Below are 17,791 nucleotides of genomic sequence, written 5' to 3'. Positions count from 1 at the left end.
ACGGCCTTGCGCGCGCTGGCCGGCTAGCGCTGAAAGTGCCAGAACAGCATCGACGCCGTTCCGGCGACGGCCGCGTGCGCCGCCTCGGGGGCCAGGTTGCACAGGGCCCACGGCCACACGTCCCACGGCTCCAGGACGTCGGTCCGTTCGCCCGGCTCGCCTGGCAGGTGCAGGGGCTCGTCACACCGCCGCACCTGGAGCCCCGCCGCCAGTGCGGCTCGTAGGTAGTCTCCGACCAGATGTCGGTAGGTGGCCACCCTGCCCGGCCGTCCGTCGGGCAGTCGTACGGGCGGGACCACTCCCCGGGCCACGCCCTCGGGATGGATGTCGGCGATCACCACATTCCCGCCCGGCCGCACCACCCGGGCAAACTCGGCCAGCACCGGGTCAAGCACTGGCACATGCGTCAACGCCAGCGAGCAGACCACCAGGTCGACGGACTCGTCGGGTATCGGTAGGGACGACAGGTCACCCAGTCGGAGCTCTGCCTGTGGCACCCGCCGGCGCGCCCGCTCCAGCATGTCGGGCGAGCTGTCGACGCCGCGCACCTGGTGGCCGCGACCGGCCAGGTAGGCCGCCAGCCTGCCGGTGCCGCACGCCGCGTCGAGCGCGTCGCCGACCGGGAGCGCGTCGACGATCTCCCTGATGAAGGGCTCGTCGAGGTCGAACGCGGAGTTGGGGGCGTCGTAGGTCTGCGACCAGATCCGGTAACCGGCCACGGTGTCCACGCGGGTGACCTCGACGGCGGCGTCGGCCAGGGAGTCGTTGTCGAGGAGCTTGCGGATCTCGGCCAGGCGCGCTTCGACGAACGCGCGGTCGTGCTCGCCGGTGTAGGCCCGCATCAGGGCGATGCCCTCCAGGCCCAGCACGTACGCCAGAGGATGCTCGTAGATCACCCCGGCACGGTAACGACGACCGCTGCGCGGAAGCTACCGAATTTCCGCGGTGGCGCGGCCGCGCAGCGGACGCCTTGATGGCACGATGTTCACCTGGTTCGGCCGGCGAGCGGCTGCCTCGGATCCGTCCGCTCTGCCGGCCGCACTGCAGGCCGTCGACACCGACCACAGCCTGAATGGTTTCCGGCCCGACTGGCTGGAGGCCCGCACCATCCCGCTGCCGCCCACCGCGATCGCCGCGGTGTCCGGCTGGCAGGCCCGGCACAGCGGACGCGCTGACCTGCCGATGTCACAGCGGTAGACGCTCGGCCCCGAAGACGAGCCTCGCCCGGTCCGCGTGAGGACCAGGCGAGGACTCCGCGTGGTACCCGTCATCCGGCGGCGGCCAGCTCGACCAGCGCCTCCAAGGACGCCAGCTCGAAGGGCATCCCCACCGGGACCCGGCCCGCACGCGCGTCTTCGGCCTCGCCGGCCCAGTGACGCAGCGCCCGCAGCGGGGTCATGCCGTTGGCCTTGGCCCAGCGCAGGCGCTGCGTCCAGGCGACGGCGGCGTCGAAGGCGGCGTCACCGGCCTGCCCGCGCGGCACGTACCGGGCCGCGTCGTCCGTGGTCGCGGCCCACAGGTAGCCGATGACGACCCCCTCCTTGAGGATCGGGACGTAGCGGACCGCGGCGGACGTCGTGCGCGGATAGGAGTCCGGCGCCCGGACGGTCCGGAAGACGGGCTGGTCCTTCAGTGACAAGAGGTCGTCTCCTCCATCAGCGGCCGGTCTCCTCCGGCGTCAGCACCCGGCCGTAGATGTGCCATTCGCCGCGACGCAGCCGTACGTCCTCCCCGAACCACGGCAGGCCCGGGCCCAGCAGCAGTTCCTCCTCGTCCGGGAGCTTGCTGACCAGCTTCAGGAAGAAGGCCGGGGTGCCCGCGGGCACCCGCAGGTGCAGGTGCACGTCCCCCAGGTACCTCGCCTCGTCGCCGAGGCTGGTCGAGAGGAATCCCGGCTCGCGTTGCACGGTTCCGACGAGCTCCTCGATGGGCACGCTGAACAGGTCCGGATGGAAGGTCAGCATCCGGATCACGTCGATCGTCTCGGGGACCGGCTGACGTTGCACGAGCGAGGTCAGCATCTCGATCTGCTCGATGGTCCGCGCCCGCTCCGCCGGGATCTCGTGTTCGGCGAAGTGCTGGAAGGCGTCGTCGCCCATGCGCAGGAACCGGTTGATCAAGCTGTGCCTGCCCGAGGCGAAGCGCCGGGCCGCGTCCAGCTCGGCCGGCGACATGTCGTCGCGGACTCCCGTCCAGACCACGTCCCCGAACGTGGGGCTGACGAATCGGCTGCCGAAGGGCGCGTCCAGCGGGACGTGCGGGGCGGGCGCGGTGTAGTACAGGCCCGACCCGGATCGGCGGATGGTCTGCCCCAGGCCCGGATGCCCCGCCCCCGGCCCGGTGTGCGCGGCGGGGGGCGCGCCCCCGTCGTCGTGGAAGCGGGCCAGCAGGTCGGGGAGGGCCCTGGCCAGGGCCGGGTGCAGGTCGCCCTGGTTCGCCATCGCGGCGAGCTCCTTGAGCGTGAACCACTTGGCGCCACTGACCTCGAACGAGTCGAGCCTCGGGGTGAACATCGGCCCGTCGGCGGCCAGGTTGGTGTACCTCCAGCCGGTGTCGCCGACCTCCGTCGCGTGCTCGCCCCTGAGCTTCAGCTGGTCGAGGTAGCGCTGGCCGACGCCCAGTTCCTCACTGAGCTCGCGGGCGGCGGCGTGCACGGGACGTTCGAGGCTGTCGAGGGCTCCGCCGGGCAGTTGCCACTTGCCGGGGTTGGAGACGTGCTGGCTCTGCTGCATGAGCAGGTACCGCGGCTGCCCCTGCTCGTCCATGCCCCTGATCAGGACGCCTGCCGCGCCGTACCTGCCCCACAGGTTCCCGTTCACGTAACCGTCGCCGGGCCGGCCGGAGTACTCCAGGAGCTGGAACGGGCTGTGGCCGGACAGCGTGGTGTCGCCCGCGTGGGAGGAACCGGGCCGCTCCATGCTCCGGGAGCCGTTGATCAGGGCGTCGACGCCGGCTTCGCTCCTGAACGACACGTCCTGCCTGGCCCCGGCGTCGGCGAGCCTGGTGCCGTCACCGTCAGCTCTCCCGTGGACCCGCGCGCCGGAGTTCTCCGGGCGCGGATGCCCGACCGGCCCCGGGCCCGGCTTGCCCTGCGCGAACGGGCTCCAGCTCGCCCAGTGGGCGTCCGCGCCGCCCAGCACGCCCGAGGTGAAGCTCTTCAACAGCCTGTCCAGGTCGAGCGGCTGCCCGCTCTTGATCTGCGTGGTCAGGTCGGCGGCGCTGCTCGCCAGGCCGGACCGGCCCATCAGCCCCCACATGGACCTGGCGGGCACGATCCCGGTGAAGCCCGTCAGAAAGGCGCCCAGGAGTGCTCCCGTGCCGGCCGACGCCATGATCTGTTCCCAGTCGAGATGATCGCGCCGGGACTGGGACGCCTGCACCGCGAGGTCCATGCCACCCATCAGGCCGCCGAACAGGGCGATGTTGATCAGCAGCCGCTTGGCGAGCTGGGCGATGGCCAGCCGGGTCAGCTGCACCCGGGCGCCGACCATGGCCGCGGCCGCCGGTCCCCAGGGGCCTGCGGTGGCGGCCAGCAACCACATGATCTGGAAGATCAGGAACCAGACCGAGACCTCGATCATCCGCTTGGTGTACTGGACCTGGACGCCGAGATCGTTGTACCGGAGCGCGGCCGAGACGAGCTGCTCGATCAGCTTGACCAGCGCCGGGTCCGACACCGACCGGACCCGCATGACGAACTCCTTCAGCGCGTCGCCGTCCCAGTCGTCGCCGAGCCGGGTGAAGTCCGCCAGGCCCCAGCCGTCCAGGACGTCCTGCGCGGTGGCCGCGCACGCGTCGGCGAGCCGGAAACAGCCGTCCTCGTCACCCTCGGGCCAGTCCATGCCGACGGCGTAGCCGACGAACGGTTTGGCCCAGTCGGGCACGAGGAAACCGTCGAATCCCACGGCGGCTCACCCGCCCCGCGGGTAGGCCGGGCCGTCACCGGTGTCGTACCCGGGATCCCCGTAGCCCTCGGCGGCCTGGTAGTTGGTCGCGCTGGCCCGTAATCCGTCGCGCAGGTCCTCCAGCTCGGCGATGTACTCGTCGAAGGCCACGAGGATGCCGTTCTCGATGATCCACTGGTTCTTCTCCAGCTCCGCGCCGTACTGGTCGTCGCCGAGCGGGTTGCCCTCGCGGGCGAAGACGGCGGACAGCCGGTCCTTCAGCTCCCACGCGTGCTCGACGCTGTCGTCCAACTGCGCGGACCGTGACCGCAGGCCGCTGAAGACGGCCAGGTAGCCGTCGGCGCGGGTGTCACCCACGCACGTCCCCGTCCTCGGCCGGCAGCTTCACCGGCCGGGGCAGGAACGCGTCGATGCTCGCCCCCTCGCCCAGGACCTCCTCCAGAGGCAGCCCCTCCGGCATGAACGGCGCCATGAGCTCCTTCGTCCGCTCGGCGACCTGTTCCGTGGCGGCGCCGATCTGCTGCATGATCTCGCGGGAGAGTTGCGACGGCGCGAGCTTGCGGTACACCCGGGGGTCGAGTTCGATCTCCTGCACCTGACCGCGCGGGCCCACCGTCACGCGGACCAGGCGGTCTGCGGACTCGGCGGTCCCCGTCAGCTCGGAGAGCCTGCCGTAGGCCGCGCGCAGCTCTCCGGCCTGCCGGTTGTACTCCTTGGCCAACCCTTCGATGGTCAGCCGGAACTCGTCGTTCAAGCAGCGCGCCTCTCGTCACCTGAGCATCATGCGTTGCATTTTGTCACTTCCGTTACGCAGACGACATACCGTACTAAATCTGCGTAACGGGCAGCGGCCGGTGACCGGAAGACGCCACGGCGCCTGCCGACCGGTCAGCCGGCGAACGCCGGATACGGCGGCAGGGCGGGGCAGTCCCATTTCTCCGTCGCGGCGAGCAGGCCGCGCATGGCCTCCGCGACGGCGGAGCCGGGCGGGAGGTCGGCCAGGAGGGCCTGCCAGCGGTGGCGCAACAGCTGACGCATGCTCGGAGCCCGCCGCGTGGGATGCAGCGGCCGGTCCCCGGTCAGCACGCGCGGCACCAGCGTCGTCATCTGCACCGTGAGCGCGATCGTGCCCAGCCGCATGCCCGCCCGCCACACCTCGTCGTCGAGCAGGTCGGGGTGGCCCTTCGCCACCTCGGACCGGTACGCGGACTCGATCTCCTCCTGGATCGCCGGGGGCAGCCGGAAGACGCACCAGCAGGTGGAGAACGGCATGCGGGTGTAGACGGCGTCGAGGAACACGGAGTGGAAGCCGGCGCCCTCGAAGTCCAGCAGACGCATGCCGTCCGGGAGGATGAGGTTGTTGTCCGGGCAGATGTCGCCGGGGGAGTAGACCGGGTAGGGGCCCTTGTCCAGATCGGCGATCGGTGCCAACTCCGCGGCCAGACCGGGCGGGGTGGCCACGCCGAGCGCGTCGAGCACGCCGGGCAGCGCCTCGGCCGCCGCGCGGAGCTCGGGGTCCTCGCCCCACTGCTGCTCTCCCCGGTCGTAGCGGGCGCGCAGCGCGGCGAGCTCGTCCTCGCGCCCGGTGGTCTCGGCGGCGAGCCGGCCGTAGGCGATCGCCCAGGCGAGCAGGGCCGCGCGGGCGGTTTCGGGGCTCTCCCCGAGCAGCGCGTCGGCCAGGCTCGGCGCCTCGCCGAGGTCCTCCATGACGAGCAGCGGGTACTCGGTGTCCACCGCGAGCAACCTCGGGCCCGAGCCCGCGCCGAGCGCCAGCCCGGCGGCCTCCGCGGTGAAAGACCGAAAGGCGTCCGGTTTGTACGCCTTGATCACCACGTTCCGCCCGTCACCCGTACGGCACCGGATCACTGTGGACCGCGAAGAACCCCCCAGATCGACCGCCTCCGAGAGCGGCACACCCCATGACTCCGACGCTTTACGAAGAATCACATCCATGGCTGTCATCTCACCACGAACCAGAAAAACGGCGTGTCCGGCCTACCGGGACAACGCGGAGAAGTCGATCGGCCGCGGCGCGAGTGCCGCCGTGCGGACGGCCAGGTCACGCATCCGGCGGGGCGCCGAAACAGTCGGCGTACTGGCGGCCGTGCGCGGCGTATCTGGCGGCCAGGGTGCTGCTCCAGCGCGGCGTGTCGATCATCATCAGCGACCTCGGCGAGGAGTTCCGGGGCTCTCAATGGAGGTGGAAGTGCGGAAGGATGGGGGATATGACCACCAACAAGGTGCTGGACGGCGCGGTGCTCGCCGTTCGGCGCGACATGGAGGCCACCGGTGTCCCTGGGCGGCTCGGTTTCGACTCCCCGGAGTGGGACGACCTGGGCCACCTGCGCGTCGAGTACAAGGGGCAGTACTCCAGCGACGGGCTGCGTGCGGACGAAGCGTACGAGCCGGTCGCCACCCTCGTGCTGATCGCCGATCTCGCGCAGGGGGTGATCGCCGAGCAGGAGGGCGAGATCTGGCCGACCTGCCCGGCGCACTCCTTCGGGTTGCATCCGGAGCGGGCGGGTGGGGCGGCGCTGTGGACGTGCAAGGCCGCGGGCGGCCACACCGTGGCCGCGATCGGAGCACTGGCGGACGGCTCCTGACCACGAGAGACGCGCCTCGGGCGTCCTGAGCGAACAGGGCACGCCTCGAGGCCGCCCTTCTTCGGGAACGCCCGAGTCGGACGTCGGACGCGCGCTACGACGACAGCCGGGCAAGCATCGTGGTGACCTCATCGGCGAGTGACTCGTCGACAGGCGCGTGGCGGTTCATCAACCGGTACCACATCGCGCCGAACACCATGTCGACCGCCAGCTCCAGATCCACGTCCGCCGACAGCGTCCTGACGAGCACGGCACGCAGCGCCTGCCGGCGGGAGTCTATGAACCCGCGCATGTGCACGGCGAACGCCTCGTCGCTCTGCGCGTCGGCCATCAGGCCCACGACCACGCCGCCCACCGCGCCACCGCTCAGCCGGAAGGTCTCCAGGAGGAACGTGCGCAGGTCCTCGCTGCCTGTGGGCGCCTCGACGAACACGGTCAGCGCTTCAAGCATCACCTCCGCCTTGGTCGGCCACCAGCGGTAGACGGTCTGTCTGCCGGTGCCCGCGGCCTGCGCGATGCCCTTCAGCGTGACGTTCTGATACCCGTCGCGCTCACACAGATCCAGGGCCGCGCGCAGGATCGCGCGCCTGGACGCCTCGCTTCTCGGTCTGCCTGCCATGGCTCCCACTTTACAAGACACAATGTCTCGATTTATGATTTCGAGGCAAGGTGACTCGAAAGAAGGTCTGAACAATGCGTACTGTGATCATTGGCGGAACCACCGGCGTGGGCCTGGCCACCGCGAAGCTGCTGAGCGAGCAGGGCCATGAAGTGATCGTCACCGGGCGCACTCCCGAACGGGTGGAGCAGGCGGCCAAGGAGACCGATGGCACAGGTTACGTCGTGGACGCCAGGGACGAGCAGGCCACACGCGACTTCTTCGACCGGATCGGCCCGGTTGACAACGTGGTGATCAATGTCAGCGGGCGCGGCCAGGCCGCCGGGCCGCTCTCCGCGATCACCGCGGACGCGCTGCGCCAGGCCGTTGAAGACAAGCTGATCCCGCACTTCCTGACCGCGAAGGCGGCGGCGACGGCATTGTCGGAGCGCGGCTCGATCACCTTCATCGCCGCCGCCTCGGCGGGCGCGGCCTTCCCCGGCTCCAGCGGGCTGGCCGCGATCAACGGTGCGATCGAGGCCATCGTCCCCGGCCTGGCCGTGGAACTGGCGCCGGTCAGGGTGAACGCGGTCTCGCCGGGGGTGGTGGACACCGAGTGGTGGAGCTGGCTGGACGAGGCGGTCAGGGCTGAGGCCATGAAGGGCTTCGCCGCCGCCTCACCACTCAACCGCGTGGCCGAGCCGGCTGACATCGCCTCCGCGATCGCGTTCGTGGTCGGCAACGCCTTCACCACGGGGACAGTCCTCACCGTCGACGGCGGAGGGAAGCTGAAGGCATGAGGACGATCCTGGCCGCCGGTGCGACCTCCGGTCTCGGGCTGGAGGCCGACCGGCCTCAGCTGGCCCCGTGCAGAGCCCGGAGCGCCGGCGCGTCGCCCTGACCGTCCAGTCGCCTGGTCACTGTGTCGAGTGTCGGCCACGGAGGACCCTCGCGCAGCAGGCGCAGCAACTCCTCCCCGAATCGCCTCCCGTCCGGAAACTGGTCGCCGAGTTCCCAACGCCACGCGGCGACCATCGCGATGACCAGCTGCCGGCACTCGTCCAGAAGCCCTTGGTCAAGGCTCGGGTAGTGCTCGCAGACCGCCTCGGGAACATGGGCGAGATCGAACTCGACGGGTCCGCGGCAGCACGTCTCAAGGTCGATGAACAAGGGGCCGTTCTTCGTGCTGAGCACATTGCCCGGATGTGGCTCGCCGTGGAGCAGCTGCTCCACGGCGCCGCGGTCGTCGATCGCCCGGCGCAGGCCTGCCAGCCTGCCGCTGAGGAACCCGCGGTCCGCGTCGGCGAGCTCCGGCGAGCGATCCGGGGCGGCGACGATCTCCTCCGCCTCCGTGATCCGGTCCGTGAACCTCGGGCTCGGCACATCGACCTTGCGCATGCCGGCGTGCAGCTGCTCCAGCGCCGTGGCGTAGTCGACCGGTGAGGTGTGAGGTGTCACGGGCTCGTAGTAGGTCCACAGTGTCACGGCGAAGCCATCGCGCGTGTACACACGCGGGTCCGCCCGAGGCTCCAGGGGGCACACCGGGCATCCGACCTCGGCGAGCCGCTGAGCGAGCTGGACCTCGAACTGTGCGACCTCCTGGCCCACCGGGGCGACCCGGGCGAAGACGTCGCATGGCGTCAGCCGAAGTGCCAGCTTGTTCGAGTTGTGGACAACGATCGCGTCGTCGGCCGGCAGGTCGAGCGAGGCGGCGACCGTGATCGCAGCCGAGATCGCGCGCGTGACATCGGTCATCTCCACTCTCGCAATCCTGGCATGGATGAGGTGCTTGATCCACTTGGGCGGGGATCAGTAGGGTTGGGCGCTTTCCTCCTTACCCCCCGTCCCGGAGTGCCTCATGCGCCGCCATCGTTTCGGCCGGCTCGCCGCCGGTTTCGCGGCCCTCTACCTGGCCGTGGTGATCGTCCTCGCCGTCGTCGGACTGGTCACCGGCGACCTCGTCCCTCTGTGGAGAGTCGTCGCGGACCCGGGCGGACACTCGGCGGACGAGATCCGGGCGTGGCCGTGGCTGCCCGCCCTGCTGGTGCCGATCGCGGCGGTGCAGGCGTGGGCGTACCGGGAGGTGCTGCGCGGGCGGTTGCGCGGGGAACCGGCGCGGCACGGCCGGGAGGCGCGACTGCTGCGGGTCGCTCTCTACGCCATGGTCGTGTACGTCCTGACCTGGCAGCTGCCGATCCCCTACCTGTGGTGGATGTCGCTGGTCGCCGATGTGATCGAGCTCGTGGTGATATGGCTGTTCTTCCGCGTGCTGCGGGGGAGCGGTCGCCGATGGCCGCAGGTTCTCATGCTCGTGACCGGCACGCTCAGCGTGATGCATGACGTCGTCACCACCATCGCGTACCAGACGGGCGACTACCGCTTCTTCATGCAGAACTGGACATGGGCGCTGGACGTCCTGTGGTCGGTGTGGCTGGCGTCGCTGCTGGTGGCGCAGGCGCGGGATCCGCGCTGGAGCGGCGCGACGGTACGGGTCGGCGTGATCGCGGTCTTCTTCTCCCTCCTCTCGTCCGGCTCGGTCTCGATCGTGGCGTTCGGTGGCGCGGACGAGGTGGCGTGGAAGCTGCTGATGCCCTCGCTCCTGGGCGCGGTTTCGGTCTTCTCGCTGGTCTGGTGGGCGAGGTCCGCACACGACCTGGGCACGCTCCAGCCTCCCGCGCCCCGGACGGAGCCCGTGCGGGTGCGCGCCAGGTGGTGGCCGCTGCCGACCCTGGCGATCGTGCTCCCGCTGGTCCCCGCGGCCGTCAACCTCGCGCGGGGGGTGCCGTTCTGGCTCGGACCGAAGAACGTGCTGGGCGACGCGGTACGCGAGTACACCGGCTCGGAGGCCACCGCGTACTGGTTCGTGCTCGACCTCCTCGTCGGCGTCGGCGCGCCGGCGGTGCTGATCCTGGTGGCCGTGCGGCGGCGGACGCTCACGTTATTGCGCGCCACGACGCTGAGCCTGTTCCTGATGGGCGGGATCGGCGCCGTGAGCGCGTTCACTTCGGAGCACTCCACCTTCTTCGGGGAGCTGTGGCTCTACCCGGAAAGCCTCTTCGTCGAGCGGGGCGCCGTCGTCCCCTACGATGGCACCAAGCTCCTGTCTCCCGGCATCTCCCCGCTCTGGTACGCCCTCGCGCTCACCGCCTCCGGCCTCATCCTGCTCCTTCTGTACGCCGCCCCGCCCGATCACCGCGTCCGCCACCACGTCCTCCTGGCGGGGCTCGCCTCGGCCATGGTCCTGTGCCTGCTGCCCGCGGCGGACATGGCCCGCGGCCCCGTCACGGACTGCGAACTGCCCGAGCCGTGGGAGATCGACACGGGCGAGGCCGAGCCGCGCGAGCTGACGGCCGAGCAGAAGTTCGTGTGCTCCCTGCGCGGCGACCGCGGCGCACGGAGCCTGCACGCGTTCCCCGACACCACGCCCGACCAGGTCGTGCTCGCCTATGGGCGCCACCTGTGCGGCGTCCACACCCGCGACGACCCACGGGAGCTGGCCCGGTTGCAGGTCGACCGCGATTCCCTCACCTATCCTCTGGCCGGCATCTGTCCCAGCGCCACCACCATCGTCCAGGCCGCGAAGGCCAAACAGGACCAGGAGATCGCGGCGATGCGGGCCGACTCCCAAGCCATGTGCGACGCCACGCCGCGCCACCGCCCGCGCACCAGGCCGGCCCGGGCCATCCGGATGAAGGAGCCGCAGTGGACCGACTACGGGGTGCTGCAGACGTACGAGGGGGAAGGCGAGGAGGAGACCGAGCCGGACTTGGACCCCGGCAACGGGCTGGTCTCCTCCGCGCGCGGCATCCTGGCCGTCATGACCCACTCCGACTTCGACCTCTGCGTCACCCTGGAGACCTACACCCGCCGGCCGCCCGTCGAGACCAAGGGCTGGGACAAGGTGGTCGAGGTCGGCTACTACAGCCCGGGCGGCCAGATCGTGCTCTACGACAACCTCAGCGGCACCGAGCTGCCCAACCTCGCTCTCAACGGGCGCAAGGGGCACTACCGCATCCGCGTGCACTACGCCTGGTTCCCCTGGAAGGGCGAGGCACAGAGCGGCCAGCGGCTGCTGATCATGGCGTATCCGGGCAAGGGCGACAGGGAGATCGTCCACCGGAACCGGAAGTGACCTGTTTCTCCTGCTGCCGAAAGGTCTCCGCCGCAGTGCTCAGGTTCTGACGCCTGTGGCCAGGACGCGCCCGACGAGGAGGTCGGTGAACCTGTCCGGCTGCTCGAACAGCGACCGGTGCCCGGCGCCGGGCAGGACGGCGCGTTCCTTGTGGGGCGCCAGGAGGGTGGCGTACCAGTCGTCCAGCAGCCGGCTGCGTGCCGGGACCTCGTCGGCGCCGTCGATGAAGTAGGCGGGGACGGCGAGCCGCGGGACCCGGGCCCGCAGGTCGAGGTCGCGGGCCCGCGGGTAGTAGCGATCGTAGGCGTCGAGGAAGCCGGTGACGAGGTGCACCTTGTCCAGCAAGGAGTATTCGGGCGCCGCCAGGCTCTCGTCGAGGCCGCCCTGGCCGTTCCCGGTCGCGTAGACCTTGCTCTCGGCGAGCAGCATCGGCTCGTAGCCGTACATGCCGGCATAGGGCGGGGGGCCGACGGCTTCCAGCGCGGCGGCGAGGTCGCGGTCCCGGTGGCCGCGCGCCCAGGTGAGGGTGTCGGCGTACTGGACGCGGTCGGCGGCGCCGGTGTTCACTGCTTGACCGACGCCGACGTAGGCGTGGAACAGCTCGGGCCGCCGTTGCACGGCGAGCACCGCGGGCAGGGTGCCCCCGGAGTGTGCCAGGAGGTAGATGCGGTCCTTGCCGAATCGGGTTCTGAGGTAGTTCGCGGCGGCGAGGATGTCGCCGGTCTCGCTCGCCGGGGTCAGCGTGGCGGTGGGTTCGAGCGTCGGGTAGGAGCTGCCGCCGCCGCGTCGGTCGAGGGTGGCGACGACGACGTGGTCCTCCAGTGCGGACAGGTGCCTGCGCACCGCTCCGCGTTCGGCCGCGCCGGGCGCGCCGGGGACGAACAACAGGACCGGCTTGGCCGTGTCCCGGCCGCGGATCATCAGCCCGAGCCCGTGGGAGCCGCTCGGGATGGCCGTCAGCTCGGCGACGGCCCGCTCACCGGTGATCGGGGCGGTGCTCGCGGGCAGCGCGACGCTGATCGCCAGCACGGCGACGATCATCGCGAGCACGCCGATCAGCGTCCGGCCGAGCAGGCGCCGGACGCGGCCCGCTCCCTGTCCTGATCGGGCAAGGCCGGCTCCGCAGGTGGCGCCGACGAGCATCGGAAGCAACGCGAGCAGCCCGTGCACGCCCCGCCCGGCGAGGAACGCGAGCACTCCGAACAGCCCGCCCTGCGGCGCGTCGACGCTCGGCCCTTCCGCGCCGGTCCGGACGATCTCGAAGACCATGGCGAACACCGCCGGCGCCGCGATCATCGCCCATCGCGACCTGGCGAGGTATCCGGCGACCCCGCCCACTACCAGGCTGAGCCCGATGCTGGTCAGCGCCGCTGCCGGGGTCAGCGGCCCGCGCGGCGTACTCACCCCCGCGACCGCACCCCACACCAGCGGTGCGAGCACGGGCGCCATCCTGTTCCCCATCATCGCCATCCCCTTCGCATGTAGCAGTCGCTACATGCTTACGAATGTAGCATGCGCTACATATGGGGGTGAGGCTGCTACGGTCGAGCCATGGATCGTCGTGCCGAGCTGGCCGAGCAAGTGCTGGACTACGTGCTCGAACACGGTCTCATCGGGTTGTCGCTGCGTCCGCTGGCCGCCGCCCTGAACACCAGCGACCGCATGCTGATCTACCACTTCGGCAGCAAGGAACGGCTCGTCGGCGCCGCCCTCGCGCTCGCGCAGCAGCGGCTGGCCGCGGCGGCCGAACCTCCTGGCGAGGCGGTGCGCAGCGTCGCCGACCTCGTCAGGCATCTGTGGTCCAGCCTTGCGCACCCGAGCGGCACGCAGACCACCCGGCTCTATCTCGACCTTTCCGTCCTCGCCACCAAGGAACCCGAACGCTGGCGGGCCGCCGTCGAACAACTGCGCGGGCCGTGGCGCGAGCCGTTGCGGGGCGGCCTCCTCGCCCTGGGGGTCGCGGCGGGGGAGGCGGAGCCGCTCGCCGACCTCATCCTCGCCACACTCGACGGCCTGGCGCTCGACCGTATGGTCGCCGCGGACCCGGCGCGCGCCGACAACGCGGCGGCGGCCTTCGCCGACCTGCTCGACCGCCACCCCGGCTGCCCGCCGCTCTCACACTCGCGAGGGCGGGCACAGGCGCCTGACCCGGTCAACAGCTCTGACCAGCACGCGAATCGAGGCTAGCCGTTCATGAGCAGGGTCAGGCGGTCCCAAGCGGGGGATGAGGCTCCAGGCTGGGATCGCGCGGCCAGCCGAGCGATGGCGGGGTTGGCGACGCGGCGGGTCTCGGAGCAGCCGTGGTGGTCGGTGAACCAGTTCCGGGTCCGGTCCGCGAGCGCGGGAAGGCGGGGATCGTCCTCGGTCCAGTCGTAGGCGGCGTCGTGTTCGAGGTAGAGGGCGCGGAACTCGGGATCAGCCATGAGCTCGCGCTTCTCGGCGACCCACAAGGAGGCGTCCTCGGGGGAGGCGGTCTGCATGAGGATCCAGCCGCCGCGCTCCAGATGTATCTGGCGCTCGCTCACACCGAGTTGACGCAGACCGTCCAGGTAGTCGCCGACTTCCTGGGAGACGAAGAGCCGGTCGCCGCCGCGCAGCTGGGCGAGTTGATCGCGGGTTCGCAGCAGCTGCGCGATGCGGCCTTCGAGGTTGTGGTCGATCTCGGCGATGGCTGCCGCGAGCGCGTCCGGGTCGGCGTCGAGAAGGTCCTTGACGCGGGCCAGCGGCACGCCCGCATGGGCCAGGGTCCTGATCTTGACGAGGTCGACGGCGTCGTCGGCGGTGTAGCGCCGGTAACCGGAGGAGTCGCGGTCGGGCTCGGCGAGCAAACCGCGTTCGTGGTAGTGACGGATGGCTTTTGTGGTCACCCCGGCGTAGTCCGCGAGCTGGCCGATCGTGAGCATGCTGGACATCCTTCCACCCAGGCGGGGAGTGGTCAGGCCCGGCGGGTCAGGCGGCCGCCGCCGTTGCGGAAGCGCGCCTGGCCGTCGCGGACGTCGTGGTAGGAGGCGAGCAGCAGTCGCAGGTATCCGTCGAACGTCTCCCACGGGTAGCCGGCGGGCGCGAAGAGGCCCGGCCGGATGGGCACATAGCGCTGCGGCGGGGCGGAGGTCGTGCCGCCGGCGAACTCGGTGAAGATCCGCTCCTGCGTTTCGTCCGCCGGTTCGTAGGTCGTCCGTTCCTCAAGCTGGCCGTCGACGATGCTGACCTCGATGCGGAGCTGGTCGGAGCGGTAGGTGCCCACGTACGGGGTGAGGTCGACGTCCTCCGATCCGGTGACCAGAGCCGGGATCTGGACGCCGAGATGCTCGCTCAGCAGCCACTGCAGGATCCGGTCCTGCAGCATGATCGCCCCCGGGCTGTTGCCGAAGGCCGTGAAGACCAGGTCGTGCTCGGGCAGGACACACAAGATGGACACGCCGCCGGGCGACGCGCCGGACATGGCCAGGACGGTGGTGTCGCCGAACGGGTACAGCACCCAGCCCAGGCCCATCGGCGGAGTGTTCGGGGACGCCATGTCGTACGAGACCTGCCGCATGAGGGCGGTCGACTCGGCCGACAGCACACGTGTGCCGGAAGGCGACACCCCGCCCGCGAGGTGGGTGCGTCCGAAGGCGAGCAGGTCGGCGACGGTGCCGATCGGCGTGCCGCCGGCCGGTCCCCAGGTGTCGGGCAGCGTGAACATGGTCGTGGGCTCGGCCGTCATGGTCTCGGGGTCCAGGAAGTGGCCGACCGCCGTGCTGCGCAGGATGGCCTGCTCGGCGGAGGTGCTGGAGTCCTTCATGCCGACCGGGGCGTAGATCTCGCGTGCGAGCAGGTCGGGGAACGGCGTGCCGGTCACCACTTCCAGCAGGCGGCCTGCGACGATCATGCCACCGTTGGAGTAGCTGAGCTGCTCGCCGGGCTCGAACAAGGCGCCGCAGTCGCTCGCGAGGCCGGTGAGGTAGGTCTTCAAGGCGTCGCGGCCCCGGGCGTCGGGGAAGAACAGGTCCGCGTCGATGCCGTTGGTGTGGGAGAGCAGGTGCCGGACCAGGATCCTGTCCGCGGCGCCCGGCGCGGACAGGACGAATTCGGGAAGGTACGTCACCACCGGGGTGTCAAGGTCCAGCAGTCCGCGGTCGACCTGCCGCAGGACCAGCGTGGTGGTCAGGACCTTGGTGACGGAGCCGAAGAGGAAACCGGTGTCTTCGCGCATGGGTGCGCCGGTGGCACGGTTCGCGGTGCCGTGGGCGACGACGATCTGCTCGCCGGCGTGGTGGACGCCGGCGACGAATCCGGGGATGCCGCCGGACTCGCAGGAGGTGGCGGCCTGCTCGCGGATCTGGGCTTCGACGGTGCGCAGTGCGTTGTTCATGCGGAACATCGTGGAGCCTTGCCCTAGGGGCAGGGTCAAGCCGGAACGGGAAATCGGTTCGTCACCGGCCGGCGCGGCTCGGAGGAGCGGGAACGCCTACATGATCGCGGTGCGATCGGTGGCACCGCCGGGGACTTGCGCCGATGCTTCCCGTGCGGTGGCCGCGTCCCTCAAAGGCCCAGGCGGGCGGCGATGCCGTCGAGGACGCAGTCGAGGCCGGATTCGAACTGCCATTGGGTGTCGTCCTTGCGGGCGGCCGTGTGCAGGTACCGCTGAAAAGTGGGATAACGGCCGGTTCGCATGTGCCACATCATCAACGGGGCGAGGGTGTCGCGCAGTTCGTCCCCGTCGGACAGGTTCTGTTCGGCGATCAGGGTGGTGACGGCACTCTCGTAGTTCATGGAGCCGTGCACATAGGCGTCCACGGTACGGAAGGCGCTCATCATCGCGTCGGCGTCGAGCCCCAGGTCGTCGAGGGCCGCCAGGGCCTTTTCGGCCACGGCCATCCGGCGAGGTGTGAGGGAGAGCTTGGCCTGCGGGGGCAACTGGGCGAGCCATCGGTGGTCGAGCATCAGCCGGCGCGTGCGCACGGCAAGCGTTCGCAGGTTCTCGCGCCAGCCGAGGCCGTCGGGCAGGCTCAGGTCGGCGTAGACGTGATCGACCATCAGCTCCAGCAAGTCGTCCTTGCCGGACACGTGGCGGTAGGGCGCCATGGGGGCGACGCTCAGCTCGGCCGCGAGACGGCGCATGGTGACCGCCTCCAGACCCTCGGCGTCGGCGATCGCGACGGCGGCCGTGGCGATGCGCTGCGGCGACAACACCTGGCGGGGCGTGGGGGCGGGCCGCTCCAGCCGTTCCCACAGCGACACGTTCTCATCCGTGGCCACAGTCAGGGCCCCCTTCCCGTCGCGACAGATACAACGTATCAGAAGTGGACAGCGTACACATCGATGCGTACATTGTCTCTCGCGAATACGTTGTACACATTGGGGAACGACATGCTCAACATCGCCGTCCTTCTCGGCAGCACCCGTGACGGCCGCTTCGGCCCCGCCGTAGCCGGCTGGATCATGGACCACCTGGCCCAGCGGGAGGACATGAACGCCGACCTGATCGACCTGGTCGAGACCCCGCTGCCGACCGTCTACCCCGTACTCGGGCAGCCGCCCGCCACGCAGGAGGCCAAGGACCTGCTGGCGGCCGTGTCACCGCGGATGGCGGCGGCCGACGCCTTCGTCATCGTGACGCCCGAGTACAACCACAGCTTCCCGGCGGCGCTGAAGAACGCCATCGACTGGCACAACACCGAGTGGCACGCCAAGCCCGTCGCGTTCGTCTCCTACGGCGCCTTCTCCGCCGGGCTGCGCGCCGTGGAGCAACTGCGGCTCGTCCTGGCCGAACTGCACGCCGTCACCATCCGCGACAGCGTCGGCCTGCAGCACCCCTGGGCGCAGTTCGACGGCGACGGCAAGGCCGTCGACCCGGCCGCCGACGCCGCGGCCAAGGTCATGCTGGACCGTCTTGCCTGGTGGGCGCACTCGCTGCGCGAGGCCAGGACCGCCCGCCCCTACGCCGCCTGAACCGCCACAACCCGTCCCGGTATCTTCGGGCTGTTCATCGGCATGTTCCTGGCCATGCTCGACGGCCTGATCGTGGGCACCGCACTGCCCACGATCGCCGGTGACCTCGGCGGCCCGGACCAGCTGCCCTGGGTGGTGACCGGTACATGCTCGCCGGCGCGGCCACCACCCCGATCTGGGGCAAACTCGGCGACCTGTTCGGCCGCAAGGCCACCTTCATCACGTCGATCGTGCTCTTCCCGGCGGGGTCCGCACTCTGCGGCCTGGCGCAGGACATGACCCAGCTCATCGCCTTCCGCGCCGTCCAGGGGCTCGGCGCGGGCGGGCTCATGGTCGGCGCGCTGGCCATCATCGGGGTCCTGGTCCCGCCGCGCGAGAGCGGGCTGCTGCAGTCGATGATCGGCGTCATCATGCCGGTCGCCTACGTCGGCGGACCTCTGCTGGGCGGCCCGCTCACCGACCACCTGAGCTGGCGCTGGACCTTCTACGTCAACCTTCCCCTCGGCGCGCCGGCCCTGCTGCTCCTCGACGGCGACACCCCTGCCGCCCTCGCCTCAGCCCTCACCCTCCCCATCGGAGCGGGAATCGGGCTGGTGATGCAGAGCACCACGCTGATCAC

The 17,791-nt window shown here is 70.6% G+C and carries 18 protein-coding genes and 1 pseudogene; 7 read left to right on the top strand and 12 right to left on the bottom strand.

Annotation, left to right across the window (positions count from 1 at the left end):
- Positions 1-23 precede the first annotated feature (23 nt).
- Positions 24-896, bottom strand: coding sequence for a class I SAM-dependent methyltransferase (locus tag AB0J97_RS30875; protein ID WP_364094989.1), 873 nt, complete (start codon positions 894-896; stop codon positions 24-26).
- Positions 897-981: 85 nt separating this feature from the next.
- On the opposite strand from AB0J97_RS30875, the gene AB0J97_RS30870 reads away from it, so the two are divergent.
- On the top strand, positions 982-1,197 hold the full coding sequence (locus AB0J97_RS30870; protein ID WP_364094986.1) for a hypothetical protein: 216 nt from the start codon (positions 982-984) through the stop codon (positions 1,195-1,197).
- A 70-nt stretch (positions 1,198-1,267) separates the two neighbouring features.
- Here AB0J97_RS30870 and AB0J97_RS30865 read toward each other — a convergent pair whose 3' ends face one another.
- The 5 genes from AB0J97_RS30865 to AB0J97_RS30845 all read right to left on the bottom strand — a co-directional run bounded on the left by AB0J97_RS30865 (position 1,268) and on the right by AB0J97_RS30845 (position 5,738).
- The gene (locus tag AB0J97_RS30865; RefSeq protein WP_364094983.1) at positions 1,268-1,639 is read right to left on the bottom strand and encodes a hypothetical protein; all 372 of its coding nucleotides are present in this window, start codon (positions 1,637-1,639) and stop codon (positions 1,268-1,270) included.
- 16 nt (positions 1,640-1,655) lie between these two features.
- Entirely contained in the window at positions 1,656-3,905 is a 2,250-nt protein-coding gene (locus AB0J97_RS30860) for an NUDIX domain-containing protein (RefSeq protein ID WP_364094980.1), read from the bottom strand.
- Positions 3,906-3,911: 6 nt separating this feature from the next.
- A complete protein-coding gene (locus AB0J97_RS30855; RefSeq protein WP_364094977.1) occupies positions 3,912-4,262 on the bottom strand; it encodes a hypothetical protein in 351 nt (116 codons plus the stop codon).
- Positions 4,255-4,659 (bottom strand): YbaB/EbfC family nucleoid-associated protein, encoded by a 405-nt coding sequence (locus tag AB0J97_RS30850; RefSeq protein WP_364094974.1) that lies wholly within the window; start codon positions 4,657-4,659, stop codon positions 4,255-4,257. Before AB0J97_RS30850 ends, AB0J97_RS30855 begins: the two co-directional genes overlap by 8 nt.
- Before the next feature lie 134 nt (positions 4,660-4,793).
- Positions 4,794-5,738: a hypothetical protein gene (locus AB0J97_RS30845; protein ID WP_364094971.1), complete on the bottom strand. Its 945-nt coding sequence runs from the start codon at positions 5,736-5,738 to the stop codon at positions 4,794-4,796.
- Between the two features lie 392 nt (positions 5,739-6,130).
- Here AB0J97_RS30845 and AB0J97_RS30840 point away from each other — a divergent pair, with 392 nt between their 5' ends.
- Positions 6,131-6,508: a hypothetical protein gene (locus tag AB0J97_RS30840; RefSeq protein WP_364094968.1), complete on the top strand. Its 378-nt coding sequence runs from the start codon at positions 6,131-6,133 to the stop codon at positions 6,506-6,508.
- Positions 6,509-6,602: 94 nt separating this feature from the next.
- On the opposite strand, the gene AB0J97_RS30835 is transcribed toward AB0J97_RS30840, so the two are convergent.
- Entirely contained in the window at positions 6,603-7,127 is a 525-nt protein-coding gene (locus AB0J97_RS30835) for a TetR/AcrR family transcriptional regulator (RefSeq protein ID WP_364094965.1), read from the bottom strand.
- A gap of 83 nt (positions 7,128-7,210) precedes the next feature.
- Between AB0J97_RS30835 and AB0J97_RS30830 the strand changes: the two genes are divergently transcribed.
- Positions 7,211-7,906, top strand: coding sequence for an SDR family oxidoreductase (locus AB0J97_RS30830; protein WP_357701453.1), 696 nt, complete (start codon positions 7,211-7,213; stop codon positions 7,904-7,906).
- A gap of 55 nt (positions 7,907-7,961) precedes the next feature.
- Here the strand turns inward: AB0J97_RS30830 and AB0J97_RS30825 are convergent, their stop codons facing one another.
- Positions 7,962-8,861, bottom strand: coding sequence for an aminoglycoside phosphotransferase family protein (locus tag AB0J97_RS30825; RefSeq protein WP_364095125.1), 900 nt, complete (start codon positions 8,859-8,861; stop codon positions 7,962-7,964).
- A gap of 103 nt (positions 8,862-8,964) precedes the next feature.
- Between AB0J97_RS30825 and AB0J97_RS30820 the strand changes: the two genes are divergently transcribed.
- Positions 8,965-11,238: a hypothetical protein gene (locus AB0J97_RS30820; protein ID WP_364094960.1), complete on the top strand. Its 2,274-nt coding sequence runs from the start codon at positions 8,965-8,967 to the stop codon at positions 11,236-11,238.
- A 39-nt stretch (positions 11,239-11,277) separates the two neighbouring features.
- Here the strand turns inward: AB0J97_RS30820 and AB0J97_RS30815 are convergent, their stop codons facing one another.
- Positions 11,278-12,678: an alpha/beta hydrolase gene (locus tag AB0J97_RS30815; RefSeq protein ID WP_364094957.1), complete on the bottom strand. Its 1,401-nt coding sequence runs from the start codon at positions 12,676-12,678 to the stop codon at positions 11,278-11,280.
- Positions 12,679-12,789: 111 nt separating this feature from the next.
- Here AB0J97_RS30815 and AB0J97_RS30810 point away from each other — a divergent pair, with 111 nt between their 5' ends.
- On the top strand, positions 12,790-13,425 hold the full coding sequence (locus AB0J97_RS30810) for a TetR/AcrR family transcriptional regulator (RefSeq protein WP_364094954.1): 636 nt from the start codon (positions 12,790-12,792) through the stop codon (positions 13,423-13,425).
- On the opposite strand, the gene AB0J97_RS30805 is transcribed toward AB0J97_RS30810, so the two are convergent.
- From AB0J97_RS30805 to AB0J97_RS30795, 3 genes are all read right to left on the bottom strand, one after another.
- Positions 13,422-14,141, bottom strand: coding sequence for a MerR family transcriptional regulator (locus AB0J97_RS30805; protein ID WP_364094951.1), 720 nt, complete (start codon positions 14,139-14,141; stop codon positions 13,422-13,424). The two genes, AB0J97_RS30810 and AB0J97_RS30805, sit on opposite strands and share 4 nt — an antisense overlap.
- A gap of 32 nt (positions 14,142-14,173) precedes the next feature.
- The gene (locus AB0J97_RS30800; protein ID WP_364094948.1) at positions 14,174-15,592 is read right to left on the bottom strand and encodes a serine hydrolase domain-containing protein; all 1,419 of its coding nucleotides are present in this window, start codon (positions 15,590-15,592) and stop codon (positions 14,174-14,176) included.
- Between the two features lie 170 nt (positions 15,593-15,762).
- Positions 15,763-16,479 (bottom strand): TetR/AcrR family transcriptional regulator, encoded by a 717-nt coding sequence (locus tag AB0J97_RS30795; RefSeq protein WP_364094945.1) that lies wholly within the window; start codon positions 16,477-16,479, stop codon positions 15,763-15,765.
- 99 nt (positions 16,480-16,578) lie between these two features.
- Here AB0J97_RS30795 and AB0J97_RS30790 point away from each other — a divergent pair, with 99 nt between their 5' ends.
- Positions 16,579-17,172: an NAD(P)H-dependent oxidoreductase gene (locus tag AB0J97_RS30790; RefSeq protein ID WP_357701466.1), complete on the top strand. Its 594-nt coding sequence runs from the start codon at positions 16,579-16,581 to the stop codon at positions 17,170-17,172.
- A 146-nt stretch (positions 17,173-17,318) separates the two neighbouring features.
- Positions 17,319-17,639 (top strand): annotated as a pseudogene (locus AB0J97_RS30785) (MFS transporter); the annotation flags it as partial.
- Positions 17,640-17,791 lie beyond the last annotated feature (152 nt).

Origin of the sequence: Nonomuraea sp. NPDC049607 (assembly GCF_040675375.1) — a bacterium.
GTDB lineage: Bacteria > Actinomycetota > Actinomycetes > Streptosporangiales > Streptosporangiaceae > Nonomuraea.
This window is presented reverse-complemented; position numbering and strand designations above follow the sequence as displayed.

Bases quoted from the DNA above. Each gene is read 5' to 3' on its own strand.
- AB0J97_RS30840 (WP_364094968.1), top strand. From the start codon at position 6,131: ATGACCACCAACAAGGTGCTGGACGGCGCGGTGCTCGCCGTTCGGCGC.
- AB0J97_RS30800 (WP_364094948.1), bottom strand. From the start codon at position 15,592: ATGAACAACGCACTGCGCACCGTCGAAGCCCAGATCCGCGAGCAGGCC.
- AB0J97_RS30810 (WP_364094954.1), top strand. From the start codon at position 12,790: ATGGATCGTCGTGCCGAGCTGGCCGAGCAAGTGCTGGACTACGTGCTC.
- AB0J97_RS30870 (WP_364094986.1), top strand. From the start codon at position 982: ATGTTCACCTGGTTCGGCCGGCGAGCGGCTGCCTCGGATCCGTCCGCT.
- AB0J97_RS30835 (WP_364094965.1), bottom strand. From the start codon at position 7,127: ATGGCAGGCAGACCGAGAAGCGAGGCGTCCAGGCGCGCGATCCTGCGC.
- AB0J97_RS30825 (WP_364095125.1), bottom strand. From the start codon at position 8,861: ATGACCGATGTCACGCGCGCGATCTCGGCTGCGATCACGGTCGCCGCC.
- AB0J97_RS30805 (WP_364094951.1), bottom strand. From the start codon at position 14,141: ATGCTCACGATCGGCCAGCTCGCGGACTACGCCGGGGTGACCACAAAA.
- AB0J97_RS30820 (WP_364094960.1), top strand. From the start codon at position 8,965: ATGCGCCGCCATCGTTTCGGCCGGCTCGCCGCCGGTTTCGCGGCCCTC.